Source organism: Micromonospora sp. RTBAU3-60, from assembly GCF_054963695.1.
Genome location: NZ_JBUEGB010000066.1, coordinates 1 through 25324 on the forward strand (window position 1 = coordinate 1; position 25324 = coordinate 25324).

Consider the following 25324-nt stretch of genomic DNA (forward strand, 5'->3'; position numbering starts at 1 on the left):
GGCGTCGCGGACGGTTTCCTTCCACGCGTTCGCCAGCACACCAAACCGGGCGTGTGTGCCGTCGGCCAACCACCGGTCCCGCACCTGCCGATCCCGCAACCCCGACCCGACGCCGAGAATCGAGCCGTACCGCTGCCACACCTCGCTACGCACCCGGCCCAACCGGCGGGCCTGCTCCACCAGAGCGGCGTACTTGCCTGGATTCAGCCGCGCCGAGTAGGCGATCCGGGTGACCTTCACCGGTCACCCTTCATGGCCAAGTCCGCCCTTTTCAACTCCTTCTCGTAGCGGCGCAGACCGTCCAGCCGGCCCGAGAAGGAGTTGACGACGGCCAGGAGGTCCTCGACCAGTTCCTGCCGTGGGGACAGGGACTCCTGGTTGGCGACGACGATCTCGCAGCCGCCGCGCGCCGCCAGATGCTCCACCAGGTCGAAGCCGAACCGGGCCAACCTGTCGGTGTGGGCCACCACCAGCGTGGCGACCTCACCCCGGTCCACCGCGTCCATTAACGCCAGGAACTTCTCCCGGCGAAGGTTCATCCCGCCGCCGACCTCGCTGATCCACTCGTCCACGGCCAGACCGCGAGCGAGGCAGAACTGTTGCATCGCCGCCACCTGCGAGGCCAAGTCGGCCTTCTGGCCCGGCGACGACACCCGGCAATACACCACCACCTTCCGCCGGTCGGCGTCGAAGCCCGGCTGCAGCACCCGGCGCACATCCGAATCGTCGAAATACCGCTGACCCGACGGCAGACGACGGGCGGTGATCCGACCCTCCGCCTCCCACCGACGCACCGTGCTCACCGAGCGGCCCACCCGCTTGGCAAACTCACCGATCCGATAGACACTGCCCACAACCGTCAACTATGGACAGCTCCAGAAAGGAAAGCAACCACTAGTAGCTGCTCCTCCGCCCGGTCAACCGACGTCCCGGCGTGCCGCCAGCCAGCTGCCCAGCCCGAACATCAGCAGTACGTAACCCAGCAGCACGACAGTCGGCACCAGCGCGCCGGCTGACTCGATCACGCCGGGGGTACCCCCGTCGAACTGCGACCGGGCGCCGAGCGCGCCGGCCAGCGCGCCGGAACTCGGTGCCAGCAGCACCTTCTGCACCGCCGTCAGCGGGCTCAGCACGAGGGCGAGCCCGCTGATCGCGTTCTCCAGGACCAGCGTCCAGATCAGACCGACGGCGATCGCGGTGGTGGCGCTGCGGAACGCGATCGCCAGGAACCAGCCGACGCTGGCGTGGGCGGTGCAGATCAGCCAGGCGGCGGCCACCGCACCGGCGAGGTCGGGGACGGGCGGCCACCCCGCGGCCCGTCCCTCGACGGCGGCCAGCGACCCGGTGGTCACCGCCAGCAGGCCGAAGGTGAGCACGGCGATCAGCAGGGTCAGGCCGCACAGGACGACGGCGTGCCCGGCCATCACCTGCCCGCGCCGGGGCCGCTGGGTGAAGAGGAGGTTCCACGTCCCCCAGCGGTATTCGTTGCCCACGACCAGCGCGCCAAGGATGACCACGATGGCGCCGCCGAAGAGCGGGAACAACCCGATCCCGGTGGGCACGAGCTGACCCGGCAGGACGCTGGCCAGCAGGGACTCGGCGGCGTCCGTCTCCTTCGGATCACCGGCGAGGGCCAGGTGCACGAGGTACGGGACGCCGATGCCGAAGACCAGCGCGAGGGCGGCCCAGGTCGCGGTGACCGTCCAGACCGCCGGCCGTTTCCGGTCGGCGAACCAGGCCGCCCGCACCGAGGCCATCATCGGGTGCCTCCCGTCGTGATCGTCTGCTCCTGGCGGGTGTGTCGCTCAGGCGCGGTGAGCTCCAGGAACGCCTCCTCCAGCGAGTGGCGCAGCGGGCGCAGTTCCCGTACGTCGATTCCGGCCTCGACCAGCCGCCGGTTGAGTGCCCCGGCGAGCGCCGGGTCCGTGGTGACCCGCAGCCGCCCGTCGACCGCCTCCACCGCCCGGACCCGGTCGTGCGCGCGTAGGCAGGCCGCCGCCTGGTCCATCGGGTCGGCGTCGATCAGCAGCACCGCCTGGCCCAGCGTCCCGCGCAGCTCGTCGGGCGTGCCGTCGGCGATCACCCGGCCGCCGTCGATGACCACGATGCGGTGGCAGATCTGCTCCACCTCGCCGAGGACGTGGCTGGAGAGCAGCACGGTCCGCCCGTCCCTGCCGAGCGCCCGGAGCAGCTCGCGGATGTCGGTCACCCCGGCCGGGTCGAGGCCGTTGGTCGGCTCGTCCAGGATCAGCAGGCTCGGCTCCTTGAGCAGGGCGGCGGCCACCCCGAGGCGCTGCTTCATGCCGAGGGAGTAGGTCCGGAACTTCGATCCCGCCCGGTCGGTCAGCCCGACCTCGGCCAGCACCCGGTCGGCGGCGGTGTCCGGCACGCCCGCGTACCGGGCGGCCAGCCGCAGGTTGTCCCGGCCGGACAGGTGCGGATAGAAGGCGGGCGACTCGATGAGCGCTCCCACCCTGGCCAGCTGCTCCGGGTGGCCCGGCGAGCGGCCCAGCACGCGGATCGAGCCGCTGGTCGGCCGGACGAGCCCGACCAGCATGCGCATGGTGGTGGTCTTGCCGGCCCCGTTGGGGCCGAGGAAGCCGAGGACCTCGCCCTCGCGTACCCGCAGGTCAAGGCCGTCGACCGCGGTGACCCCGCCGGGATAACGCTTGGTCACCTCATGAGCTTCAATGGCAAAACGGTCATTCCTCAACGTGGTACCGCAATCGTGCGATGCCGAGCGGCGCGCCGGCCGGCCGGCTTTTCTTTGCGTTCATCCGCAGTCCTTCGAATTCCCGACCGCGCCACAGGGTTAATTGTGTGCCGTCAATTACCTGTTGGTTTGGGCAGCGTGGGTCGATGGCGACCGGTTTGGCCCCCGATCGTGTCGCCGTTACCCGCCGTCGCCAGCGGCCAGCTCTGCCGTCATGAAAGGCCTTCTGACCTGCGGCGGCGTGGACGGCGCCCACAGCCTAGCGGAGGTTGATCGGCTCCGGAAGGTGGCTCGTGGGCGCGGGGACGAGTTTTTGTCTTAGCCGCAGCTCAATGCCCATGAATTCACTTGCGCCACTGTCCGGGGCGAAACATTCTGTTGACTTAATACTTGATCTTGGGCAGCATGAAGACACTTTCGGGACCGTCTAAGTCGTTGTCGTGGGGGACGCATGAACCAGCCGTCGGACGGTGGAGCAAGCCTGGAAATGCGCCCCAAGCTGCGGCACGACGTGGTCTTCCTGGACGCCCCGGCCGGCGCGTACCTGCGCGGCCCGGACAGCGCATTCCTAATCAAGGGCAAGTCCGCCTTTCGCTGGCTGACGTCGCTGAGCCCCTACCTGACTGGCGAGCACACGCTCGGGCAGCTCACCGCGGCCCTCGACCCGGGGCAGCGGCAGACCGTGCTCACCCTGGTCCGGGCTCTGATCTCCCGCGGGTTCGCCAAGGACGCGGGGGACCGCACCGAGCTGCCGGAGCCGGTGGCCCGCCGGTTCGCCGCCCAGATCGAGTTCATCGACCACTTCGCGGACGACCCCACCAGCCGGTTCCAGCGTTTCCACGCCGCCCGGGTGGCGCTCTGCGGCGGGGGAGAGGCGTTGCTCGCCGCGGCGAGCGGCCTGCTCCGCAACGGCTGCGTGCGGCTGGACCTCCATCCGGACGACGACCCCGGCCGGTACGCCGAGGCGCTGCAACCCGAGCTGGCGGACCTGCGCGCCGACGGCCTGGCCGCGGAGGTCCACTTCCCCGGCGGGGCGCCCGACCTTCGCGCGGTGGACGCGGTGGTCCACTGCGCCGGCCCCGCCGGTCTGGCCCACCTGGCCGAACTGGCCCGCGCCTGTCACCGGGACGGTCCGCTGCTCGTGCCGGTGCTCTGGGACGACCGGCGGGCGGTGGTCGGGCCGACCGTCGGGGCGGGACGGACCCCCTGCTGGCACTGCGCCCAGCTCCGGCTCGCGGCCGGCGACGACCCGGCGGCGGCCGCGGAGTTCTGGCGGCAGTTGGCCGTCGGCGACCCCGGCGTCGCGGCGGCGCTGCCCGAGGTGACCGCGCGGATGCTCGGCAACGCCGCCGCCTTCGAGCTGTTCCGGGCCCTCACCGGCGCGGTCGCCCCGGACACCGCCGGCGGGGTGCTGCTGCTCGACGCGTCCACCCTGGAGTCCAGCCGGGAGCGGGTGCTGCCGCACGCCGGGTGCCCGGTCTGCCGGGACGTCGAGGTGACCGAGCCGGGGCCGCCGGCGGAGTCCGACGACGAGACCTACCAGCGGGCCGAGGCGCTGGTGTCGCCGAACGCCGGCGTGTTCACCCGGTTCGTCGACGACCCGCTGGAGCAGGCGCCGCTGAAGACGGCGCGGCTGCGGCTGCCCGGCCGGCGCGGGCCGCGCGAGGTGACCGCGTTCGACGTGCACACCGTGATGGGCGCCCGACTGGCCGCCTACCGGGCCGCGGTCCGCGACCACGCCGCCCGGTACCCGGACCTGGCCGCGGCGGTCACCGCGTCGGCGGCCGAGCTGCGCGAGCGGGGCGAGCACCCGGTGCCCTGGACGGAACTGACGTCGGCGACCGTCGCGCCCGACGACCGGCGGCCGATCCGCTGGCTGCCGGCCGTGGGACTGGGGCGGGCGGAGTCCGGGTGGGTGCCGGCCGCGCTGGCGCTGCCCACCTCCGCGTTCAACGCCGAGGGCTGGGCCGAGCCGACGGTGGCCGGCGCGGCCGCCGCCGGGACCCTCGACGAGGTCATCGACCAGGGGTTGGCGGACGCGCTGGCCTACCGGGCGCTGACCGCCGCGCTGCGCGGCCGGGGTGAGCTGCGCCCGGTGAGCGAGGAGGACCTGGTCGGCGACGACGACACCGCCTTCGTGGTCAAGGCCGCCCACCGGTTCGGCCGCCGGCTGTCGGTGTTCGCGCTGGCCGGAGCCGAGCCGGCGGCCGCCGTGCTCGCCGTCGCCGAGCCGCCGGGCGGCGGTGACCGGGACTGGGCGCTGGCCGGCGGGTTCGACTCGGTCGCCACCCGGCTGGCGGCCGTCCGGGACGCGGTCGGACGCGTCCAGGTGCGGCACTTCGAGGACGCCGTGGCCGACCTCGGCGACCCGGTGTTGCGCGACCTCGACCCGGCCACGCTCGCCGTCGGCGCCACCGCCGCCGGTCCGGCGGGAGCGGCCACCGACCGGGCGGCCGTGCTGGCCGCGCTCGACGCGGCCGGGATGAGCGCTCTGCTGGTCGAGACGACCACCCGGGACGTTCGGGCCACCGGGGCCTTCCGCAGCGGGGTGGTCCTGCTGCGCCGGCCCGCCCCGGCGGCCGACTGAGCCACCACGTCAGTGGTTTCGGCGAGGCACGCACCACGGAGGGAGGTGGAAAATATGCCGATCACCCTGAACGACGAGCTCCGCGAGCTGGAGACCGAGACCTTCGAGATCGAGGAGGTCGAGGACGGCGGCGAGGCGCTCGCCGCGACGAGCTCCAGCTGCTCCTGCTCCAGCTGCTGCAGCTGCAGCACGTCGAGCTGCTGCAGCACCAGCACCAGCACCTCCAGCTGCGGCTGACCGGGTGAACGGGGTTGCCCCCGACGCTGACGACTTCCAGTCCCCGGTGGGACGCCGCACGAACGACGCACCATCGCCGCCGGCCCACACCGGCGAGTAGCCCCTGCGTGCCTCCGCTGGATCCACCGTGGTGGTGCGACGCGCACCCACCGATGACTGGCGCGACCGCGGCTCAAGGAGAGGCCCGTGCCGACACGACCCCCGACATCCGGCGTACTACCCGACTCGGTCCGCAGCGAGCTGCGCGACCTGCAGACCGAGACGTTCGAGGTCGAGGACATCGCTGAGCTGTCCGCCGACCTGATGGACATCTGCAGCAGCAGCACGAGCACGTCCAGCTGCTCCAGCTGCAGCACGTCCAGTTGTTGCAGCTGCACCTCGTCGAGTTGCAGCAGCACCAGCTGAGCCACGGCACCGCCGGTCGCTCCGGACGCCCGGCCGGCACCGCGGCTCTGATCGCCCTGAGGGGAGGTGGAAGGAAATGCCGGAACTGACTGAGGAACTCCGCGCGTTGGAGACGGAGACGTTCGAGATCGAGGACGTCGACGCCATCGACGCGATGGTCATGGACTGGTCCAGCTCCAGCTGCTCCTGCTCCAGCTGCTGCAGCTGCAGCACATCGAGCTGCTGCAGCAGCAGCACCAGCACCGGATGCGGCGGCGGCTGACCGAGCCCACCGCCGTGACCGTCCCCGCCGGCGAGCCACGTCGGCGGGGCGCCGGTCCCCTCCCATCAGCACAGGTAGCGACCGCAGACGGGTGAACCGCATGATCGTCGATGTCCGGACCACCTCCACCGGGTGGGACAGCAGCCTCAAACAGCTCGGCGAGGCGTTCCACGAGCGACGCCAGGACCGGGCGCGGCAGCCGGCCCGCCCCACCGCGCCGCTCGACGGGGTCACCGTGCGCATCGCCGCCCTCGGTTTGACCGACGCGTACGCCGACGGCGGCGAGGGCCTCACCGGCGACGTGGTGCCGATCTGGCTGCACGGCGCGACCGCGCTGGTCGGGCCACGCTGGATGGGCGCCGGCGACGCGGCGGGCGACCGGCCCGGCCCGTGCCCGCTCTGCGTGCAACGGCGCTGGCAGGCCATCCGGGTACGCGACGAGCGGCACGCCCTGGAGCACCAGGCCCGGGTCGGCACCGTGGCGCCGCTGCCCCACCTGACGCCGTTCGCGGTCGACGCGCTGTGGCAGCTCCTCCTGGACGCCTGCCGCCCCCGGACCGAGCGGCCCGGTGTCGGCCGCCTGCGGCAGCTGCGGATGGACACCCTGGAGACCACCGTGGTCGAGGTGCTGGCCGACTCCGAGTGCCCGGCCTGCGCGACCGTCCGGCCGGACACCGCGGAGGCCGCGGTCATCCCGCTCACCAGCCGGCCCAAGCCGGACCCGTCCGCGTACCGGCTGCGGTCGGCCGGCGAGCTGGACCTCCCGGTCGCCGCGCTGGCGAACCCGGTCGCCGGGGCGCTGGGCGGCAGCGCGCTGCGCGCGTACAACGCCACCGCCACCGCGCCGGTGACCGGCTACTTCCGGATCCGCAGCCGCTACGACCTGCACGAGATGTGGTGGAGCGGGCACGCCAACAGCTACGGCAGCAGCGAGACCTACGCGCTGCTGGAAGGGCTGGAGCGGTACGCCGGCCAGTTCCCCCGGGCGCGGCGGACCACGGTCGTGGACAGCTACGCCAACCTGGCCCCGGACGCCCTCGACCCGGCCGGTCTGGGCTACCACCCGGCGTTCTACCACGGGCACGGGCTCTACTACGCCCCCTACTCGCCGGACGAGCCGATGCCGTGGGTCTGGGGGTGGTCGCTGCGTGACCACACCCCCCGTCTCGTCCCCGAGCAGCTCGTCTACTACCTGGACCGCCGCACCGACCACCGCAAGTTCGTCCAGGAGTGCTCCAACGGCTGCGCCAGCGGCAGCTGCCCGGAGGAGGCGCTGCTGCACGGCATGCTCGAACTCATCGAGCGGGATGCCTTCCTGCTCGCCTGGTACGGCTCCGCCCGGCTGGCCGAGATCGACCCGGCCACCTGCCGGGACGAGCGGGTGCACTTCATGCTCGACCGGGTGGACCTGCTCGGCTACGACATCCGGCTGTTCGACACCCGCGCGGACCTGCCCGTCCCGGTGGTCACCGCAGTGGCGGTCAAGCGCGGCGACGGGCTCGGTCAGCTCTGCTTCGCCGCCGGCGCCAGCCTCGACCCGGACGACGCGGTCCGCGCCGCCGTCTGCGAGACCGCCTCTTACGTGCCCGGCTTCGACGAACGGGTCGCCGCCAGCGAGCCGGAGCTGCGCGAGATGACCCGGGACTACACCAAGGTCACCGAGCTGAGCCACCACGCCCTGCTCTACGGGCTGCCGGAGATGACCCGCCACGCCGCGTTCCTCTTTGACGACCCGCCGCTGCGGTCGATGACCGAGCTGTACGGCGACTGGCTGTCGGCCCGGCCGAACCACGACGACCTGCGGGCCGACATGGAGTACCTCACCGGGCTGATCGCCGGGCTCGGCGGCGACGTCGTCGCGGTCGACCAGACCTGCCCGGAGCAGGAGGTCGCCGGGGTGCACACGATGGCCGTGGTGGCGCCCGCCCTGGTCCCCATCGACTTCGGTTGGCAGCGGCAGCGGGTGCTCTGGAGCGACCGGCTGGAGCGCCACCTGGCCCGGGGCACGCAGGGACCCGACCGGCTCGGCGCCACCGGCCGCAACCCCCACCCGCACCCCTTCCCGTAGGAGCACCGACATGCAGCAGGAGGCCCTCGAGGTCGTCCGGGAGTACGCGCAGGCGGTGTTCCGCCGGGCCCGGGTCCCGATGGAACCGCTCAACTACGAGGTGGACTGGGCCGACCAGCCCTCCCGGCACACCAGCTACCCCAGCGCCCCCCGGGTGCCGCTGCCGGTGGCGCTGCCCGACCTGCCCACCCTGCGTGACCTGTTCACCGGGGAGCACCTGCCGCCGCCCGGGGGCTGGTCGCTGGACAGCCTGGCCACCCTGCTGCGCCTGTCGTACGGGGTGCTCGACCGGCGGCTGACGGTGAACTGGAACCAGGACCTGGCCAAGCGGGCGCACTTCGAGCACGCCGTCTGGGGGCGGGGCACCGCCTCCGGCGGCGGCATGTATCCGGTGGAGCTCTTCGTGGTCGCCGGACCCTCCGCGCCGCTGCTGCCCGGGGTCTACCACTACGGCACCGGCCAGCACGTGCTGGAGCGGCTGGTGCTCGGCGACGTCAGCGGCACGGTTCGCGCCGCCGTCGGCGACCCGGCGGGCGGCGCGGACAGCTTCCTGCTGGCGAGCATCCGGTTCTGGAAGAACTCGTTCAAGTACAACAGCTTCTGCTACCACGTGGTCACCCAGGACCTCGGCGCCCTGCTCGGCTCCTGGGACCTGCTCGCCCGCGCGCTCGGCGTGCCGCTGCCCCGGCTGCTCGGCTTCGACCCCGCACCGGTGGACCGGCTGCTCGGCTTCGACAGCGACCGGGAGAGCGTCTTCGCGGTCGTACCCCTGCACTGGGCCGGCGCCCACCCGGACGGCGACCCGGCCGCGGACGGCGGCACCGGCCCGGACGGCGGCGGCCGCTCGGTCGGGCACGGAACGGCCGGCGAGCGGCCGGGCACGGAGATCCGGGTCCGGTACCCGGCCTTCGAGCGGTCCCGCCGGCTGCGGGAGTTCCCGGCCGTGACCGACGTGCACCGGGCGGCGGCGGCCCCCGCCGCTCCGGCCCCGGACGCCCTGGCGGACGCCGCGCCCCGCGAGCTGCCCGGCGACCCGCTGGACCTGCCCGCGCCGCAGCTGGAGCGGCTGGCGCGTCCCCTGTCGACGGTGCTGGCGACCCGATCCAGCAGCTTCGGCCGGTTCCGCCGGCCGCCCGAGCTGACCGCCGCGGAGCTCGGCACCACCCTCGCCTTCGCCACCGCCGGCCGGCACCACCCGGCCGACGTCGGGCCGCCCGGTGACGCGCCGGCCCTCACCCGACTCTGGGTCTTCGCGAACCACGTCGAGGGCCTCGCCGCCGGCACCTACGCCTACTGCTCCCGACGGCACGCGCTGCTGCCCGCCGCGGCCGAACCCGACGGCGGCATGTCCGCGTTCCTGCAACAGCAGTACTTCCTCACCAACTACACGATGGGGCAGGTCGGCGCGGTGCTGGCCATCGCCGGCCGGCTGGACGCCGTGCTCGATGCCGTCGGCCCGCGCGGCTACCGCATCCTCAACGCCGAGATCGGCGCCGTCGCCCAGCGGGCCTACTGCGCCGCCACCGCGCAACGCCTGGGCTGCGGCGCGGTGCTGGGCTTCGACAACGTCGCCATGGACGAGGCCCTCGGCCTCACCGGGAGCGACGAACGAACCGTGTTGTTCCTCCTGCTCGGGCGGCACCCCGACGGCACCGCAGACCTGGTGTACCGGCTGTGACCACCCGTATCACGAAGACGTCGACGAAGGAGAGACCCGTGACGGTGTCCCTGCCCGCACCAGCGGTCACCGAGCTGACCTGGCGGATGCCGGAGGTGTTCATGCTCCGCACCGCCGGCCTGCCGCTGGAGGTCGCCGATCGGCTCGCCTTCGACCGCAGCGCCGCATGGGCCCGCCGCGCCCTCGACCTGGAGGACCGGCTGCGGGTCACCGGGCCGCCGCTGGCCGACGCGCTGCAGGAGGCGGTGGCCCGCAACCTCGCCGACGACCGGCTGCGGCGGCGGCTGATCCGGCTGCGCCGGGACGTGTGGAACCTCCGCCGGCCCGATCCCGCCGACCCCGCGGCCTGGCCGGCCGGTCCCCTCGGCGGGGACACGCACCGGCTGCTGGTCGACTGGCTGGAGACCTTCGCCGCGTACCGGCGGGAGCTGGCCGACGGCGCGGCGGTGCTGCACGCGGAGCTGGCGGAACGCCGGACGGTGCTGCACGAGCTGGCCGAGGACCCCGACCTGCGCGGCGGCATCCTGCTCGCGTCCCCGTCGCTGGACCAGTACCTGCCCGCGTACCTCGCCACGCCCGGCCGGCTCGGCAAGCGGGCCCGGCGGGTGGAGCGGTCGCTGCTGGAGTACGCGCTGCGCACCGCCGCCAAGACCAGCCCGTTCAGCCGGCTGACCACGGTCAACGTCGGCACCTTCGGCCCCGGCGGCGGCGGGCTGCTCGACGTGCTGCCGGTGACCGACCGGACCGGGGAGGCGAAGCGGGGCGCGGCCCGGCTGAACCTGGCCGCGCTGGGCCGGTTGTCGGCCATCGTGCTCGCCGACGAGGCGCTCCGCGCGGACCTGCCGGTGGCGCTCACCACCGGCTGGCGCATCGAACGCGGCCGGCTGCGCTACCTGCGCCGGCGGCGGACCAGCTCGGAGGACGGCGACGCCGCGATCACCCTGGAGTCGATCCACGAGTCACTGTTCGTGCTGCCCACCGGTCGGGTGCTGCACGACATCCTGGCCGCGCTCGACGGCGACCGGGTCCGGCGGATGGCCGACCTGGTCACCGAACTGGCCACCGACGACCGCCCGGCGGCGGAGATCGAGCAGTACCTGCACCACCTGCTGCGGGTGGGCCTGCTGGTGGTGCCGAACCTGCACCTGGACATCCACGCCGACGATCCGGTCGACGGCTACCGGCGGGCGCTGCGCGAGATCGGCCGGGACTGGGCCGACCAGCTCGCCGCGCGGGTCGACACCGTCAACGGCCTCGCCGCCGGCTATCCCGACCACGACGTGGCCGGCCGCCGCCGGGTGCTCGCCGACATCCGGCGGGAGCTGGCCGCGGCCCACGCGGACCTCGGCCGCGCCGACGTCCCGGCCCCCCGGACCCTGCTGTACGAGGACGCCACCCTGCGCACCCGGGTGCCGGTCACCGCCGACCGGGGCCGCTGGGAGCGGGACGTCCTGCCCGGCCTGCGGGCGCTGGCCCGGATCATGCCGGTGTTCGACATCAACCTGCCGCGCCGGCTGGCCACCAAGGGCTTCTTCCGGGCCCGCTACGGGGCCGGTGGACGCTGCGACGACCTGCTCACCTTCGCGCACGAGTTCCAGCAGGACTTCTTCGAGCACTACAGCGGGCGGATGATGCGCCGCCGGGCGTTCGACGCCGACAACGCGTACGTGCGGCAGGAGAACTGGTTCCGGCAGGCGGAGATCACCGCGCTGGACGACGCCCGGATCGAGGTGGCCCGGCGGATGAACGAGGCGTACGACCGGCTGCCGGCCGGCGCCGAGGAGCTGCGTCTGGACGACGACTTCATGGCCGACATCGCCGCCATGGTGCCGGAGACGCTCGGCACGCTCGATCCCCGGTCCTTCTTCCTCCAGCTCGCCGACCAGGGTGACCGGCACCGGGTGGTGGTCAACCGGATCTACTCCGGCATGACGCTGCTGTTCTCCCGCTTCGCCCACCTCTTCGCCGACCAGGACCTCGCCGGCACGCTCCGCGCCGAGCTGGCCCGGCTCCAGCCGCCGGGCGCGGTGCTCGCCGAGCTCAAGGGCGGGTACGACGCCACCAACCTGAACCTGCACCCGGCGGTCACCCCGTACGAGCTGGTCTGTCCGGGGGAGATCAGCTTCCGGCCGGCCGGCGAGCAGATCCACATGGACGACCTCAGCGTCGAACACGACCCGGTGGCCGACCGGCTGCTGCTGCGCTCGCGCCGGCTCGACGCCGAGGTCATCCCGGTCTACCTGGGCTTCCTGCTGCCGATGGCGCTGCCCGAGGTGCAGCAGGTGCTGCTCACCTTCGCCTACCTGGGCATGGCTCAGCCGGACCTGTGGGCCGGCACCACCGTGCCGCTGCCCGGCCGCGGCATCGCCGGGTACCCGCGGATCGTGCACGGCGACCTGGTGCTGCAGCGGCGGATGTGGAAGCTGCACCCGGACCACCTGCCGCCGGCGCGTACCCCGGAGCAGAGCGACGCCGACTGGTTCCTGCGCTGGCAGCGGTGGCGACGCGACAACGGCCTGCCCCGGCGGGTCTTCGCCACGCCGGAGGGCACCCGGCTCACCCCGGCCGCCGGCGACGACGCCGGCCAGCCCGCGGCGGGCGGCCGGCCGGACCACAAGCCGCTCTACGTCGACTTCGACAGCCACTTCTGCCTGCAGTTGCTGGAGGCGACCGGACGGGGTGCGGGTAGCCGCCTGGTGCTCACCGAGATGCTGCCGGACCGCGACGAGCAGGTGCTCCGAGGCCCGGGCGGCACCCACGTCACCGAACTGACCGTGGAACTCAACGGCGTCCGCGCCGGAAAGGTGGACCGATGACGGACTTCCCCTCCCCGGTGGAGCACGGCTGGCTCAGCGTCCACGTCTTCTACGCCAGCAACGCCAACCCGATGCTCGTCGAGGGCGTCCGGCCGCTGGTGGACGAGCTGCGGGCCGAGGGGCTGATCAGCCGGTACTTCTTCATCAAGTACTGGATGGAGGGGCCGCACGTGCGGCTGCGGGTGCTGCCGGCACCCGGCGTCGATCCGGCGGTGGTGCGGGCGCGGGTGGACGAGGCGATCGAGGCGTTCCTGCGCCGCCGCCCCGCTCTCTACGAGGTGGACAGCGAGGGGCTGGGCGACCTCTACAAGCAGATGTTCCTCGCCGAGTACGGCCGGCAGCGGTGGGACGAGGAGTACGGGCCGGACGGCGTGATGCCGATGCGGGCGAACAACAGCTGGCACCTCATCCCCTACGAGCGGGAGTACGGCCGCTACGGCGGACCGGCGGGGATCGAGCTCGCCGAGTGGCACTTCGAGCACTCCAGCGACGTGGTGCTGGACCTGCTGGCCACCACCAACGTGCACGTCCGCCCGGTGCTGCTCGGGCTCTCCGCCCAGCTCAGCATGATGATGTGCGCGGTCTTCCTCGGCGACGACCGGCGGATCGCCGACTTCCTCGACGAGTACCGCAGGTTCTGGGAGGTCTCCTACTCGGAGCCGAGCGACGACTACCACGCCAGCTTCGACACCAGCTACCGGCGGATGGACGCTGCGTTGCGCGGGCGCCTGGCCCAGATCCGCGCGGCCGCCGGGGACCGGGCCGACGTCCGGCCCGGCGGCGTGGAGGGCCGCTGGTCGGCGCACTGCCGGGAGCTGCGGGACCGGGTCACCGCCGCGGTCGAGCGGGGTGACCTGGTGTTCCAGCGCGGCGGCGGCGAACCCATCCCGGTCCGCGACCTGGCCGTCGCGCTGCCCATCCTGCTCAGCTCGTACGTGCACATGACCAACAACCGGCTCGGCGTGAGCATCCTCGACGAGATCTACCTGTCGTACGTGATGCGCACCGCGCTGCTCGACGACCTCGCCCCGGCCGGCCCGCGATGACCACCGTGGACGCGACCTGGACGCGGCCCCGGCTGCGGGCCGGGGTCGTGCTCGGCGCGGGTCAGTGGCGGGGGGAGAAGCTCGTCCACCACGTCAAGGACCCGGAGACTGGCTGGTACTACCGGATCGGGCCGCGCGAGCACTTCCTGCTGTCCCGGATGGACGGCACCCGGACGCTGGACGACCTGGCCACCGAGTACGCTGCCGCGTTCCGGCGGCGGCTCGGGCCGGAGAACTGGCAGCAGCTCTTCGGCATGCTGCACAAGCGGCAACTGCTCGACGGCGCCACCGATCCGGCGGCCATCGCCCGGCTCACCGCGGCGGCCGCCGACGGCGCCGCGAAGACCCGGCGGGGTCCGCTGTCGGCCCGCTGGCCGCTGTACGACCCGGACCGGTTCTTCGACCGGCTGCTGCCCCGGCTGGCCCCGCTGTTCACCTGGTGGTTCGTCCTGCCGGCGCTGCTGCTGGTGCTGGCGGTCGCCGGGTACGTGGCGCTGCACCTGCCGGCGCTGCTCGACGTGGTGGCCCGCGGCGACCGCCCGCTCGCCGCGATCCTGGCCGCGGTGGTGATCACCTGGGTGATCGTCTTCCTGCACGAGTGCGCCCACGGGCTGACCTGCCGGCACTTCGGCGGGCGCGGCACCGAGATCGGGGTGATGTGGCGCTTCCCGCTGCTCGCCCCGTACTGCAAGGTCGACGACATCGTGCTGTTCACCCCGCGCCGGCGGGTGGCCACCGCGTTCGCCGGGGTGTTCGTCAGCATGCTGGCCCTGGTGCCGTTCGCCGCCATCCGGCTCTGGGGCCCGCCCGGGGCGCTGTCCGACCTGGCCGGCACGATGCTGCTCTTCGGCACGGCGACCGCCGCGCTCAACCTGGTGCCCTTCCTCCGGCTCGACGGCTACTACATGCTCAGCCACGCGCTGAACCTCGGCGACCTGCGGGCCGACAGCTACCGGTTCTACGGTCGGCTGCTACGCCAGGGGCCCGGCGCGGTGCGGGGCTATCGTCCCCGCGACCGGGTGGCGTACGCCCTCTACGGGCTGGCCTCCCTGGCGTTCGCGGCGACGGTGCTGACGCTGCTGGTGCACTACTGGTACGTCTCGCTGGCCCGCTGGGTCGGCCCCGGGTGGGCCGTCGCCATCCTGGTCGCGGAGGCGGTGGTGCTGCTGGCCCTGGCCGCCCGCGTGGCCCGCCGGCGCCCGCGGAATCCCCCGACCTGACGCCCCCCGCACCACCACGTGGAATACTGCCCCAAAGGGGAAAAGTAGGGCAGATCTATATGGCCATCCGGGGTGGGGCGGCTGAGCTGCCGGGGAGCCGTCAGCCCCCGCAGCGGGCCGGCTTCGTCGAACTGCTCTTCGACGTGGTGCTCGTCTTCGCCCTCACCCGCCTCTCCGCCCGCCTGTCCGAGCACCTGAACTGGCACGGCTTCTACTCGGCGATGGTGCTGACCCTGGCCCTCTGGTGGCTCTGGTATCGCATGGCCTGGACGGCCAACCGGTACGACCCCACCCGTCCGATGATCCAGGTCATGGTCATCGTGACCATGTTCGGCGCCCTGTTGATGGCCGCCGCGTTGCCCGCCGCCTTCGAGAACTACGCGATCGTCTTCGCCGGGGTCTACGTCGCCGTCCAGGTGTTCCGGCACCTCTGGCTCGTGCTGTTCGGCGGGGACGGTTACGCCCGCGGGGTCAGCATCCGGATCGTCTTCTGGGCCTGCATCTCGGCGGTGCCGTGGATCGCCGGGATCTTCACGGCCGGCGACCTGCGACTGGTCTGCTGGACCGTGGCGGTCCTCATCGACTACGCCGCCGGGGTGCTGGACTTCCCGACGCCGTGGCTGGGCCGAGCCGAACTGCGGGGCCAGCCGATCGCGGAGGAGCACCTGACGGAGCGCTACCGGCAGGTGCTCATCATCGCCTTCGGTGAGACCATCCTGACCTCCGGCATCCAGATCAGCCCGTACGGTTTCCAGCGCGACCGGACGGGCGCCCTGGTGGTGGCCTTCCTGATCACCGTGCTGCTCTGGCAGATCTACTACTACCGGGCGGGCGAGCTGCTCCCCGCTGCCATCGCCTCGTCCCGGCGCCCGGCCTACCTCGGTGACGTCGCGTCGTACGCGCACCTGCTCATGGTGATCGGCGTCGCGGTCAGCTCGGTGGGGGACAAGCTGATCATCTCGCAGCCTTTCGGCGAGATCGAGCTGTCCCGGGTCATGGTCATCCTCGGCGGGCCGGCGTTGTTTCTGGCCGGCCGGTCGATGCTCGACTACGCCGCGTTCAGCCGGGTCTCCTGGTCACGTCCGATCGGGCTGCTGGCGCTCGCGGTCCTGATCCCGGTGAGCCTCCTGCTGCCGCCCCTGCTGGTGGCCGCGGCCGCCGTCCTGGTCCTGGCCGGCATTGCGATCTCGAACGCCATCAGCTGGCGGATCTACCCGCGGAAGATGTCGCCGGCGTCCGGCCTGCCGCTGCAGGGCTGAGGGCAGGCAGCGCGATCATCGGACGGACCGAAGGTTCATGCAGTCGCCTGTATGAACTTGCAACGCGCTGCCCGCCCTGCTAGCCTTCTTTGCATAGTCATGCGGAGGTGAGTATGGGTATCCGGGTTGCGGTTGCCGGGGCGAGTGGATACGCCGGTGGTGAGCTGCTGCGCCTGCTCGCCGGGCACCCCGAGTTCGACCTCGTCGCGGCCACCGCCCACTCTCAGGCCGGCCAGCCCGTCGCCGCCGTACACCCGCAGCTCGCCGGGCTGGACCTGGTGCTCGGGACGACCGACCCGGCCACCCTGGCCGACGCGGACCTGGTCTTCCTGGCCCTGCCGCACGGTGCGTCGGCGGCCCTCGCCGCGGCCCTCCCCGCGACCGTCAAGGTGGTCGACCTCGGCGCCGACCACCGGATGGGTGACCCGGACGCCTGGTCCCGGTACTACGGCGGCCCGCACGCCGGGGCCTGGACGTACGGCCTGCCGGAGCTGCCCGGCCAGCGGGCCGCGATCGCCGCGGCGAGCCGGGTGGCCAACACCGGCTGCTACGCGGTGGCCACCACGCTGGCGCTCGCCCCGCTGATCGCCGCCGGCGCGGTCCACCCCACCGACGTGGTGGTGGTCGCCGCCTCCGGCACCTCCGGCGCCGGCCGGGCCGCGAAGGCCCACCTGCTCGGCAGCGAGGTGATGGGCGACCTGTCGCCCTACAAGGTCGGCGCCCACCAGCACGTGCCCGAGATCAAGCAGGCCACCGGGGCGGCCAGCCTCTCCTTCACCCCGGTGCTCGCCCCCATGCCCCGAGGCATCCTCGCCACGGTCACCGCCGTACCCACCGGCGACGCCGACCCCCGCGACGTGCTGGCGCGGGCGTACGCGGACGCGCCCTTCGTGCACGTGCTGCCCGAGGGGGCGTGGCCGCACACCGCCGCCACCGCCGGCTCGAACTCGTGCCACCTCCAGGCCACCGTCGACGTCGACTCCGGCCGGGTGATCGTGGTCAGCGCCATCGACAACCTGGGCAAGGGCGCGGCCGGCCAGGCCGTGCAGAACGCCAACCTGATGCTCGGTCTCCCCGAGACCACCGGACTCTCCGTGTTTGGCGTGGCACCGTGAGCGCGAGGAGCGCAGCGAAGCGGAGCCCCGCAGCCGCGAACGAAAGGACGGCACCGTGACCGTCACCACCCCCCGAGGCTTCCGCGCCGCCGGTGTCGCCGCCGGGCTCAAGGCCAGCGGCGCCGGCGACGTCGCCCTGGTCGTCAACGACGGCCCCGACGCCGGGGTGGCCGGTGTCTTCACCGCCAACCGGGTCAAGGCCGCCCCGGTGCTCTGGACCCAGCAGGTCGTCCGGGGCGGCGTGGTCCGCGCCGTGGTGCTCAACTCCGGCGGGGCGAACGCCTGCACCGGCCCGGCCGGCTTCCAGGACACCCACGCCACCGCCGAGCACACCGCCGCCGCGCTCACCGCGGGCAGCCCCCGACTGATGCTCGGCGCCGGTGAGGTCGCGGTCTGCTCCACCGGCCTGATCGGCGAGCGGCTCCCCATGGACAAGCTCCTGCCCGGCGTACGCGACGCCGTGCGCGGCCTGTCGCGCGACGGCGGGCAGCCGGCCGCCGAAGCGATCATGACGACCGACACCCGGCCCAAGACCACGGTGGCCGCCGGCAGCGGCTGGACCGTCGGCGGCATGGCCAAGGGCGCCGGCATGCTCGCCCCGGCGATGGCCACCATGCTCTGCGTGCTCACCACCGACGCGGTGGCCGGGCCGGAGACCCTCGACGCCGCCCTGCGGGCCGCCACCCGGGTCACCTTCGACCGGATCGACTCGGACGGCTGCATGAGCACCAACGACACGGTGCTGCTGCTGGCCAGCGGCGCGTCCGGCATCGCGCCCACCGCGGCGGAGCTGACCGCCGCGGTCACCGCCGCCTGCCACGACCTGGCCCAGCAGCTCATCGCCGACGCGGAGGGCGCCACCAAGCAGATCGCCATCGACGTGGTCGGCGCCGCCACCGAGGACGACGCGGTCGAGGTCGGCCGGTCGGTGGCCCGGAACAACCTGGTCAAGACCGCGCTGTTCGGCAACGACCCCAACTGGGGGCGGATCCTCGCCGCGGTCGGCACCACCGCCGCCGCGTTCGAGCCGGACGAGGTCGACGTCGCGGTCAACGGGGTGTGGGTGTGCCGGGGCGGCGCCGCCGCCGAGGACCGCGCCAAGGCGGACCTCACCGGCCGGGACGTCACCATCCGGATCGACCTGCACGCCGGCGACGCCGCCGCGACCATCTGGACCAACGACCTGTCGCACGCGTACGTGCACGAGAACTCGGCGTACTCGACATGAGCCTCACCGCGGACCTCACCCGGGCCCAGGCCAAGGCCGAGACGCTGATCGAGGCCCTGCCCTGGCTGGCCCGCTTCTCCGGCGCCACCATCGTGGTCAAGTACGGCGGCAACGCCATGGTCGACCCCGAGCTGCAGCGCGCCTTCGCCGCCGACATGGTCTTCCTCCGCTACGCCGGCCTCAAGCCGGTCGTCGTGCACGGCGGCGGGCCGCAGATCTCCGCCATGCTGGGCCGGCTCGGCATCGCCAGCGAGTTCAAGGGCGGCCTGCGGGTCACCACCCCGGAGGCGATGGACGTCGTGCGGATGGTGCTGGTCGGGCAGGTCGGCCGGGAACTGGTCGGCCTGATCAACGCGCACGGCCCGTTCGCGGTCGGTCTCTCCGGCGAGGACGCCGGGCTGTTCACCGCGGTGCGCCGCCCGGCGTACGTGGACGGGGAGCCGGTGGACGTCGGGCAGGTCGGCGACGTGGAGTCGGTGGACGTCTCGGCGGTGGCCGACCTCATCGCGACCGGCCGGATCCCGGTGATCTCCACGGTCGCGCCGGACGCCGACGGCGTGCTGCACAACCTCAACGCCGACACCGCCGCCGCGGCGCTCGCGGTCGCGCTGGACGCGCGCAAGCTGGTCGTCCTCACCGACGTGCCCGGCCTGTACGCGGACTGGCCGGACACGGCCAGCCTGGTCAGCGAGATCAGCACCGACGAGCTGGCGAAGCTGCTGCCGTCCCTGGAGTCGGGGATGGTCCCCAAGATGGAGGCCTGCCTGCGGGCGGTGCGCGGGGGAGTGCCCGCCGCGCACGTCGTCGACGGCCGGGTCGCCCACTCCACACTGCTTGAGGTGTTCACCTCGGAAGGGTTCGGAACGATGGTGATCGCGTCATGAGCACGCTGGTGGAACGCTGGGGTGCGGCCATGATGGACAACTACGGCACCCCGCCGCTGGCGCTGGTCTCCGGTTCCGGCGCCGTCGTGGTCGACGAGGCCGGCCGGGAGTACGTCGACCTGCTCGGCGGCATCGCGGTCAACGCCCTCGGCCACGCCCACCCGGCCGTGGTGGCCGCCGTCAGCAAGCAGGTCGCCACCCTGGGGCACGTCTCCAACCTGTTCGTCGCCGAGCCGCCGGTCGCCCTGGCCGAGCTGCTGCTGGCCCTCGCCGGCCGCCCGGGCCGGGTGTTCTTCGCCAACTCCGGCGCCGAGGCAAACGAGGCCGCGTTCAAGCTGTCCCGGCTCACCGGGCGCAGCCACGTGGTCGCCACCCACGGCGGCTTCCACGGCCGCACCATGGGCGCCCTGGCGCTCACCGGCCAGCCGGCCAAGGCCGACCCGTTCCGCCCCCTCCCCGGCGACGTCACCCACGTGCCGTACGGCGACGCGGCGGCGCTGGCGGCGGCCGTCACCGACGCGACCGCCATGGTGATCCTCGAGCCCATCCAGGGCGAGAACGGCGTCGTCGTACCCCCGCCCGGCTACCTGGCCGAGGCCCGGCGGATCACCGCCGCCCACGGCGCCCTGCTGGTGCTCGACGAGGTGCAGACCGGCATCGGCCGCACCGGGCACTGGTTCGCCCACCAGGCCGAGGGCGTCGAGCCGGACCTCGTCACGCTCGCCAAGGGGCTCGGCGGCGGGCTGCCCATCGGCGCCTGCCTGGCCTTCGGCCGGGCCGCCGACCTGCTCCGCCCCGGCTCGCACGGCACCACCTTCGGTGGCAACCCGGTCAGCTGCGCGGCCGGTCTCGCGGTGGTCTCCACCATCGCCCACGAGGGACTGCTCGACCACGTCAAGCGGATCGGGGAGCGGCTGCGGCGCGGGATCGAGGCGCTCGGCCACCCGCTCGTCGCCGAGGTACGCGGCGCCGGCCTGCTGCTCGGCATCGTCCTCGACCAGCCCGTGTCCGGCGCGGTGGCGACCGGGCTGCGCGACGCCGGCTTCCTGGTCAACCCGGTGCAGCCCGGCGTGGTCCGACTCGCCCCGCCGCTGATCCTTAGCGCCGCGCAGGTCGACGCCTTCCTCGCCGCCCTCCCGGCCGCCCTCGACGCCGCCGCCACCCCGACGGAGGTCCCCGCATGATCCGGCACTTCCTGCGCGACGACGACCTGTCGCCCGCCGAGCAGGCCGGCGTGCTCGACCTCGCCGCCCGGATGAAGGCCGACCGGTTCGCCCACCAGCCCCTGGCCGGCCCGAGGTCGGTGGCGGTGCTCTTCGACAAGCAGAGCCTGCGCACCCGGTTCTCCTTCGACGTCGGCATCGCCGAGCTGGGCGGGCACCCGCTCGTGGTGGACACCCAGGTCACCCACTTCGGGCGGGGCGAGACCCTGGCCGACGCCGGCCGGGTGCTCTCCCGCTATGTGGCCGCGATCGTGCTGCGGACCCACGGCGACGACCGGATCGCCGAGGTCGCCGCGCACGCCGCCGTGCCGGTGGTGAACGCGCTCACCGACACCTACCACCCCTGCCAGCTGCTGGCCGACCTGCTCACCGTCCGGGAGCGGTTCGGCGCCACCGCCGGGCGCACCCTGGCGTACGTCGGGGACGCGGCGAACAACATGTCGCACTCCTACCTGCTGGCCGGGGCGACCGCCGGGATGCACGTCCGGGTCGCCGGGCCGGCCGAGTTCCAGCCCGACCCCGAGGTGGTCGCCCGGGCCGAGAAGATCGCCGCGGGCACCGGCGGCTCGGTCCGCGTGCTCACCGACCCGGTCGCCGCGGTCCGCGCCGCCGACGTGGTCGCCACCGACACCTGGACCTCGATGGGCCAGGAGGCGGACGGCCTCGACCGGATCACCCCGTTCCTGCCGTACCAGGTCAACGACGCGCTGCTCGGCCACGCCGCGGCCGACGTCATCGTGCTGCACTGCCTGCCCGCCCACCGGGGCGAGGAGATCACCGACGAGGTGCTCGACGGGCCGCGCAGCGCCGTTTTCGACCAGGCGGAGAATCGTCTGCACGCCCAGAAGGCGCTGCTGACCTTTCTCCTGGAGGCATCCACCCCATGACCGCGCCGCTGACCCGTGCCGCCCGGCACGCCCGCATCGTCGAGCTGATCCGTGACCGGGCCATCCACTCGCAGACCGAGCTGGCCGACCTCCTCGCCGGCGACGGCATCCAGGTCACCCAGGCCACCCTCTCCCGGGACCTCAAGGAGTTGGGGGCGGTCACCGCGCGCGGCGGCGACGGGCGCGGCGTCTACCTCATCCCGGAGGACGGCCACCGGCCGCTGCGTGAGGCCGAGGCCGCGCCGGCCCGCCTCGTCCGGCTGCTGCGCGAGCTGCTCAACGGGGTGGACTCCAGCGGCAACATCGCCGTGCTGCGCACCCCACCGGGCGCAGCCCACTACCTGGCCAGCGCGTTGGACCGAGCGGGCCTGCCCGAGATCGTCGGCACCATCGCCGGCGACGACACCATCCTCGTCGTGGCTCGCGAGGCCGTCGGCGGCGCCGCCTTGGGCGACAAGCTCGCCGGCTGGGCCCGCCGGGAAGAGAACGTTGAAGGGAGCACCACACCATGACCGAGCGGGTCGTCCTGGCGTACTCGGGAGGGCTGGACACCTCCGTCGCCATTCCGTACCTGGCCGAGCAGACCGGCGGTGAGGTGATCGCGGTCGCGGTCGACCTCGGGCAGGGCGGCGAGGACATGAACGTCATCCGGCAGCGCGCGCTGGACTGCGGCGCGGTGGAGTCCGAGGTGGTCGACGCGCGCGACGAGTTCGCCGCCGAGTACTGCCTGCCGGCGATCCGCGCCAACGCCCTCTACATGGACCGCTACCCGCTGGTCTCCGCGCTGTCCCGGCCGCTCATCGTGAAGCACCTGGTGACCGCCGCCAAGAAGTACGGCGGCACCATCGTGTCCCACGGCTGCACCGGCAAGGGCAACGACCAGGTCCGGTTCGAGGTCGGTCTGGGCGCGCTCGCCCCCGACCTGAAGATCATCGCCCCGGCCCGGGACTTCGCCTGGACCCGGGACAAGGCGATCGCCTTCGCCGAGGAGAAGGGGCTGCCGATCGACGTGTCGGCCAAGTCGCCGTACTCCATCGACCAGAACCTGTGGGGCCGCGCCGTCGAGACCGGCTTCCTGGAGGACATCTGGAACGGCCCCATCGAGGACCTGTACTCCTACACCGCTGACCCGGCGCAGGAGCGGGACGCCGACGAGCTGGTCATCACCTTCGACGCCGGCGTGCCGGTCGCCGTCGACGGCGAGACCGTCACCCCGTACCAGGCGATCCTGGAGCTCAACCGGCGGGCCGGCGCCCAGGGCGTCGGCCGGCTTGACATGGTCGAGGACCGCCTCGTGGGCATCAAGAGCCGCGAGGTGTACGAGGCGCCCGGCGCCATCGCGCTGATCACCGCCCATCAGGAGCTGGAGAACGTCACCGTCGAGCGGGACCTGGCCCGGTTCAAGCGCGGCGTCGACCAGCGCTGGGGCGAGCTGGTCTACGACGGCCTCTGGTTCTCGCCGCTGAAGCACGCCCTCGACGCGTTCATCGACGACGCCCAGCAGCACGTCTCCGGCGAGGTGCGGCTCACCCTGCACGGCGGCCGGGCCACCGTGACCGGGCGGCGCTCCGAGGCCAGCCTGTACGACTTCGGCATGGCCACCTACGACACCGGCGACACCTTCGACCAGTCCCTGGCCAAGGGCTTTGTCCAGCTGTGGGGCCTGCCCAGCCGGATGGCCGCCGCGCGGGACGCCCGGCTGGGTGGCTTCTGATCGTGAACAGCACAATGGGTGGGGTGGACGACAAGAGCCTGACCGAGAACAGCGCCGCCACCAACCGGACGAGCCTCTGGGGAGGCCGGTTCGCCGGCGGACCCTCCGAGGCGCTCGCGCGGCTGTCGGTGAGTGTCCAGTTCGACTGGCGTCTCGCCCCGTACGACATCGCCGGCTCCCGGGCGCACGCCCGGGTGCTGGCCGGCGCCGGCCTGCTCGACCCCGAGGAGCTGGGCAGGATGCTGGCCGCGCTGGACGACCTGGAGGCCGCCTGCGCGTCCGGGGCGTTCCGCCCGACCGTCGACGACGAGGACGTGCACACCGCGCTGGAACGCGGCCTGCTGGAACGGCTCGGCAGCCTCGGCGGCAAGCTGCGCGCCGGCCGCTCCCGCAACGACCAGGTCGCCACCGACCTGCGGCTCTACCTGCGCGACCACGCCCGGGGCGTGGCCGCCCGGCTGGTCGAGCTGGCCGAGGCCCTGGTCGAGCAGGCCGAACGGCACGTGGACACCGCCGCCCCCGGCATGACCCACCTCCAGCACGCCCAGCCGGTCACCTTCGGGCACTGGCTGCTCGCCCACGTGCAGCCGCTGCTGCGTGACCTGGAGCGGCTGCGCGACTGGGACGACCGGGCGGCGATCAGCCCGCTCGGCGCGGGCGCGCTCGCCGGTTCCGGCCTGCCGCTGGACCCGGTGGCGGTCGCCAAGGAACTGGGCTTCCGCACGTCCTTCGCCAACTCGATGGACGCGGTCGCCGACCGGGACTTCGTCGCCGAGTTCCTCTTCGTCACCGCGATGATCGGCGTGCACCTGTCCCGCCTCGGCGAGGAGGTGGTGCTCTGGACGTCGCACGAGTTCGGCTGGGTGGAGCTGGACGACGCGTTCGCCACCGGGTCGTCGATCATGCCGCAGAAGAAGAACGCGGACATCGCCGAGCTGGCCCGGGGCAAGTCGGGCCGGCTGGTCGGCGGGCTGATGAGCGTGCTCACCATGCTCAAGGGCCTGCCGATGACCTACGACCGGGACATGCAGGAGGACAAGGAGCCGGCCTTCGACGCGGTCGACACCCTCGAACTGCTGCTGCCGGCGCTCGCCGGGATGATCGCCACGATGACCGTACGCGTCGACCGCCTGGTCGCCGCCGCGCCGGTCGGCTTCTCCCTCGCCACCGAGGTGGCGGACTGGCTGGTCCGCCGGGGCGTGCCGTTCCGCGACGCGCACGAGATCACCGGCCGGCTGGTGGCGCTCTGCGTGGCCCGGGACTGCGCCCTGGACGAGGTCTCCGACGCCGACCTCGCCGCGGTCAGCCCGCACCTGGACCCGTCGGTGCGGGACGTGCTGTCGGTGCGCTCCGCCCTGGCGGCGCGGACCACTCCCGGCTCGACCGGCCCGGGTCCGGTCGCCGACCAGCTCGCCGCCGCCGCGGACAAGCTGGCCGGCTGGCGCGACTGGGCCGCCGAGCGGGTCGTACCCCGCTGATCCGGGGGCGGCTACCCGGCACAGAAGGAGGCCCTCAGCTCTGCTGCTGAGGGCCTCCTTCTGTGCCGTATCAGCACTGCTCGGCGAACTCGACGACCGCGCGCCACCTCCGCGGGTCGAAGGCGAGCACCGGACCGGCCGGGTGTCAGGCCGTCGGCCGCTCCCGCTTGGGCAGCTTGGCCACCACCGCGTCGTACGACCCGTCAACCGCGTCGATCAGCTCCTCGTCGGGGATCCCACCGTCGAGCCGCAGCGTGTTCCACCCCGACCGGCCGATGTAGGGGGAGGGGCGGGCGTCGTCGGGGAACCGGTGCAGCCACTCGTCGGCGACCTCCCGGGACGGGCCGCACTTCAGGCCCACCCGCGCCACGCCCTCCGGTGCGCCGAGAAAGGCGAAGATCCTGCTGCCCACCTTGACGACCTCGTCGCCCTCCCACGGCTGGTCCAGCCAGGCACCCGGCTTCGCCAGGCAGTAGGCCCGCATCTCGTCGCGCGTCATCGCGT

23 protein-coding genes are annotated in these 25324 nt (G+C 73.3%); 18 read left to right on the forward strand and 5 right to left on the reverse strand.

Features of this window, described 5'->3' with window-relative positions:
• From ACY34I_RS33365 to ACY34I_RS33380, 4 genes are all read right to left on the reverse strand, one after another.
• The coding region (locus tag ACY34I_RS33365; RefSeq protein WP_462759155.1) for a hypothetical protein at positions 1-240 on the reverse strand (240 nt) is incomplete at its 3' end.
• Complete coding sequence (locus ACY34I_RS33370) at positions 237-854, reverse strand: IS607 family transposase (RefSeq protein WP_462759156.1); 618 nt, start codon at positions 852-854, stop codon at positions 237-239. The genes ACY34I_RS33365 and ACY34I_RS33370, both read right to left, overlap by 4 nt.
• Positions 855-917: 63 nt before the next feature.
• Positions 918-1760, reverse strand: coding sequence for a hypothetical protein (locus ACY34I_RS33375; protein ID WP_462759157.1), 843 nt, complete (start codon positions 1758-1760; stop codon positions 918-920).
• Positions 1757-2677 carry an ABC transporter ATP-binding protein gene (locus ACY34I_RS33380; RefSeq protein ID WP_462759158.1) on the reverse strand — a complete coding sequence of 307 codons (921 nt, stop codon included), beginning with the start codon at positions 2675-2677 and terminating at the stop codon, positions 1757-1759. The genes ACY34I_RS33375 and ACY34I_RS33380 overlap by 4 nt, the downstream gene beginning before the upstream one ends.
• Positions 2678-3200: 523 nt before the next feature.
• On the opposite strand from ACY34I_RS33380, the gene ACY34I_RS33385 reads away from it, so the two are divergent.
• From ACY34I_RS33385 to argH, 18 genes are all read left to right on the forward strand, one after another.
• Positions 3201-5300: a TOMM precursor leader peptide-binding protein gene (locus ACY34I_RS33385; protein ID WP_462759159.1), complete on the forward strand. Its 2100-nt coding sequence runs from the start codon at positions 3201-3203 to the stop codon at positions 5298-5300.
• A 54-nt stretch (positions 5301-5354) separates the two neighbouring features.
• Positions 5355-5537: a hypothetical protein gene (locus tag ACY34I_RS33390; protein WP_046564715.1), complete on the forward strand. Its 183-nt coding sequence runs from the start codon at positions 5355-5357 to the stop codon at positions 5535-5537.
• A 186-nt stretch (positions 5538-5723) separates the two neighbouring features.
• Positions 5724-5942 carry a thiazolylpeptide-type bacteriocin gene (locus ACY34I_RS33395; RefSeq protein ID WP_255472186.1) on the forward strand — a complete coding sequence of 73 codons (219 nt, stop codon included), beginning with the start codon at positions 5724-5726 and terminating at the stop codon, positions 5940-5942.
• Between the two features lie 76 nt (positions 5943-6018).
• Positions 6019-6204, forward strand: coding sequence for a thiazolylpeptide-type bacteriocin (locus ACY34I_RS33400; protein ID WP_046564718.1), 186 nt, complete (start codon positions 6019-6021; stop codon positions 6202-6204).
• A 100-nt stretch (positions 6205-6304) separates the two neighbouring features.
• Positions 6305-8272 (forward strand): TOMM precursor leader peptide-binding protein, encoded by a 1968-nt coding sequence (locus ACY34I_RS33405; protein ID WP_462759160.1) that lies wholly within the window; start codon positions 6305-6307, stop codon positions 8270-8272.
• A 10-nt stretch (positions 8273-8282) separates the two neighbouring features.
• Positions 8283-9950, forward strand: coding sequence for a nitroreductase family protein (locus tag ACY34I_RS33410; protein WP_462759161.1), 1668 nt, complete (start codon positions 8283-8285; stop codon positions 9948-9950).
• A 38-nt stretch (positions 9951-9988) separates the two neighbouring features.
• Positions 9989-12766 carry a lantibiotic dehydratase gene (locus tag ACY34I_RS33415; protein ID WP_462759162.1) on the forward strand — a complete coding sequence of 926 codons (2778 nt, stop codon included), beginning with the start codon at positions 9989-9991 and terminating at the stop codon, positions 12764-12766.
• The gene (locus ACY34I_RS33420) at positions 12763-13812 is read left to right on the forward strand and encodes a thiopeptide-type bacteriocin biosynthesis protein (RefSeq protein ID WP_462759163.1); all 1050 of its coding nucleotides are present in this window, start codon (positions 12763-12765) and stop codon (positions 13810-13812) included. The genes ACY34I_RS33415 and ACY34I_RS33420 overlap by 4 nt, the downstream gene beginning before the upstream one ends.
• Positions 13809-15032 (forward strand): hypothetical protein, encoded by a 1224-nt coding sequence (locus ACY34I_RS33425; protein ID WP_462759164.1) that lies wholly within the window; start codon positions 13809-13811, stop codon positions 15030-15032. Before ACY34I_RS33420 ends, ACY34I_RS33425 begins: the two co-directional genes overlap by 4 nt.
• Positions 15033-15091: 59 nt before the next feature.
• Entirely contained in the window at positions 15092-16291 is a 1200-nt protein-coding gene (locus tag ACY34I_RS33430; protein WP_462759165.1) for a low temperature requirement protein A, read from the forward strand.
• A gap of 113 nt (positions 16292-16404) precedes the next feature.
• Entirely contained in the window at positions 16405-17406 is a 1002-nt protein-coding gene (gene argC, locus ACY34I_RS33435) for an N-acetyl-gamma-glutamyl-phosphate reductase (RefSeq protein ID WP_462759166.1), read from the forward strand.
• Between the two features lie 55 nt (positions 17407-17461).
• Entirely contained in the window at positions 17462-18634 is a 1173-nt protein-coding gene (gene argJ / locus ACY34I_RS33440) for a bifunctional glutamate N-acetyltransferase/amino-acid acetyltransferase ArgJ (protein WP_462759167.1), read from the forward strand.
• A complete protein-coding gene (argB, locus tag ACY34I_RS33445; protein WP_462759168.1) occupies positions 18631-19518 on the forward strand; it encodes an acetylglutamate kinase in 888 nt (295 codons plus the stop codon). The genes argJ and argB overlap by 4 nt, the downstream gene beginning before the upstream one ends.
• Positions 19515-20702, forward strand: a complete 1188-nt coding sequence (locus tag ACY34I_RS33450) for an acetylornithine transaminase (protein ID WP_462759169.1) — start codon at positions 19515-19517, stop codon at positions 20700-20702. Before argB ends, ACY34I_RS33450 begins: the two co-directional genes overlap by 4 nt.
• On the forward strand, positions 20699-21628 hold the full coding sequence (argF, locus tag ACY34I_RS33455) for an ornithine carbamoyltransferase (RefSeq protein ID WP_462759170.1): 930 nt from the start codon (positions 20699-20701) through the stop codon (positions 21626-21628). Before ACY34I_RS33450 ends, argF begins: the two co-directional genes overlap by 4 nt.
• Complete coding sequence (locus tag ACY34I_RS33460; protein WP_462759171.1) at positions 21625-22140, forward strand: arginine repressor; 516 nt, start codon at positions 21625-21627, stop codon at positions 22138-22140. Before argF ends, ACY34I_RS33460 begins: the two co-directional genes overlap by 4 nt.
• Positions 22137-23342 (forward strand): argininosuccinate synthase, encoded by a 1206-nt coding sequence (locus ACY34I_RS33465; RefSeq protein ID WP_462759172.1) that lies wholly within the window; start codon positions 22137-22139, stop codon positions 23340-23342. Before ACY34I_RS33460 ends, ACY34I_RS33465 begins: the two co-directional genes overlap by 4 nt.
• Before the next feature lie 14 nt (positions 23343-23356).
• Positions 23357-24820, forward strand: coding sequence for an argininosuccinate lyase (gene argH, locus ACY34I_RS33470; RefSeq protein ID WP_148799256.1), 1464 nt, complete (start codon positions 23357-23359; stop codon positions 24818-24820).
• A 145-nt stretch (positions 24821-24965) separates the two neighbouring features.
• Here the strand turns inward: argH and ACY34I_RS33475 are convergent, their stop codons facing one another.
• Positions 24966-25319 carry an MmcQ/YjbR family DNA-binding protein gene (locus ACY34I_RS33475; RefSeq protein ID WP_148799216.1) on the reverse strand — a complete coding sequence of 118 codons (354 nt, stop codon included), beginning with the start codon at positions 25317-25319 and terminating at the stop codon, positions 24966-24968.
• Between the last annotated feature and the right edge of the window lie 5 nt (positions 25320-25324).

What these genes read in the sequence shown, in the direction of transcription:
- argF (WP_462759170.1), top strand. Translation starts at nt 20,699, where the DNA reads ATGATCCGGCACTTCCTGCGCGACGACGACCTGTCGCCCGCCGAGCAG.
- ACY34I_RS33375 (WP_462759157.1), bottom strand. Translation starts at nt 1,760, where the DNA reads ATGATGGCCTCGGTGCGGGCGGCCTGGTTCGCCGACCGGAAACGGCCG.
- ACY34I_RS33410 (WP_462759161.1), top strand. Translation starts at nt 8,283, where the DNA reads ATGCAGCAGGAGGCCCTCGAGGTCGTCCGGGAGTACGCGCAGGCGGTG.
- ACY34I_RS33420 (WP_462759163.1), top strand. Translation starts at nt 12,763, where the DNA reads ATGACGGACTTCCCCTCCCCGGTGGAGCACGGCTGGCTCAGCGTCCAC.
- argB (WP_462759168.1), top strand. Translation starts at nt 18,631, where the DNA reads ATGAGCCTCACCGCGGACCTCACCCGGGCCCAGGCCAAGGCCGAGACG.
- ACY34I_RS33400 (WP_046564718.1), top strand. Translation starts at nt 6,019, where the DNA reads ATGCCGGAACTGACTGAGGAACTCCGCGCGTTGGAGACGGAGACGTTC.
- ACY34I_RS33425 (WP_462759164.1), top strand. Translation starts at nt 13,809, where the DNA reads ATGACCACCGTGGACGCGACCTGGACGCGGCCCCGGCTGCGGGCCGGG.
- argH (WP_148799256.1), top strand. Translation starts at nt 23,357, where the DNA reads ATGGGTGGGGTGGACGACAAGAGCCTGACCGAGAACAGCGCCGCCACC.
- argC (WP_462759166.1), top strand. Translation starts at nt 16,405, where the DNA reads ATGGGTATCCGGGTTGCGGTTGCCGGGGCGAGTGGATACGCCGGTGGT.
- ACY34I_RS33460 (WP_462759171.1), top strand. Translation starts at nt 21,625, where the DNA reads ATGACCGCGCCGCTGACCCGTGCCGCCCGGCACGCCCGCATCGTCGAG.
- ACY34I_RS33385 (WP_462759159.1), top strand. Translation starts at nt 3,201, where the DNA reads ATGCGCCCCAAGCTGCGGCACGACGTGGTCTTCCTGGACGCCCCGGCC.
- ACY34I_RS33430 (WP_462759165.1), top strand. Translation starts at nt 15,092, where the DNA reads ATGGCCATCCGGGGTGGGGCGGCTGAGCTGCCGGGGAGCCGTCAGCCC.
- ACY34I_RS33475 (WP_148799216.1), bottom strand. Translation starts at nt 25,319, where the DNA reads ATGACGCGCGACGAGATGCGGGCCTACTGCCTGGCGAAGCCGGGTGCC.
- ACY34I_RS33465 (WP_462759172.1), top strand. Translation starts at nt 22,137, where the DNA reads ATGACCGAGCGGGTCGTCCTGGCGTACTCGGGAGGGCTGGACACCTCC.
- ACY34I_RS33405 (WP_462759160.1), top strand. Translation starts at nt 6,305, where the DNA reads ATGATCGTCGATGTCCGGACCACCTCCACCGGGTGGGACAGCAGCCTC.
- ACY34I_RS33390 (WP_046564715.1), top strand. Translation starts at nt 5,355, where the DNA reads ATGCCGATCACCCTGAACGACGAGCTCCGCGAGCTGGAGACCGAGACC.
- ACY34I_RS33450 (WP_462759169.1), top strand. Translation starts at nt 19,515, where the DNA reads ATGAGCACGCTGGTGGAACGCTGGGGTGCGGCCATGATGGACAACTAC.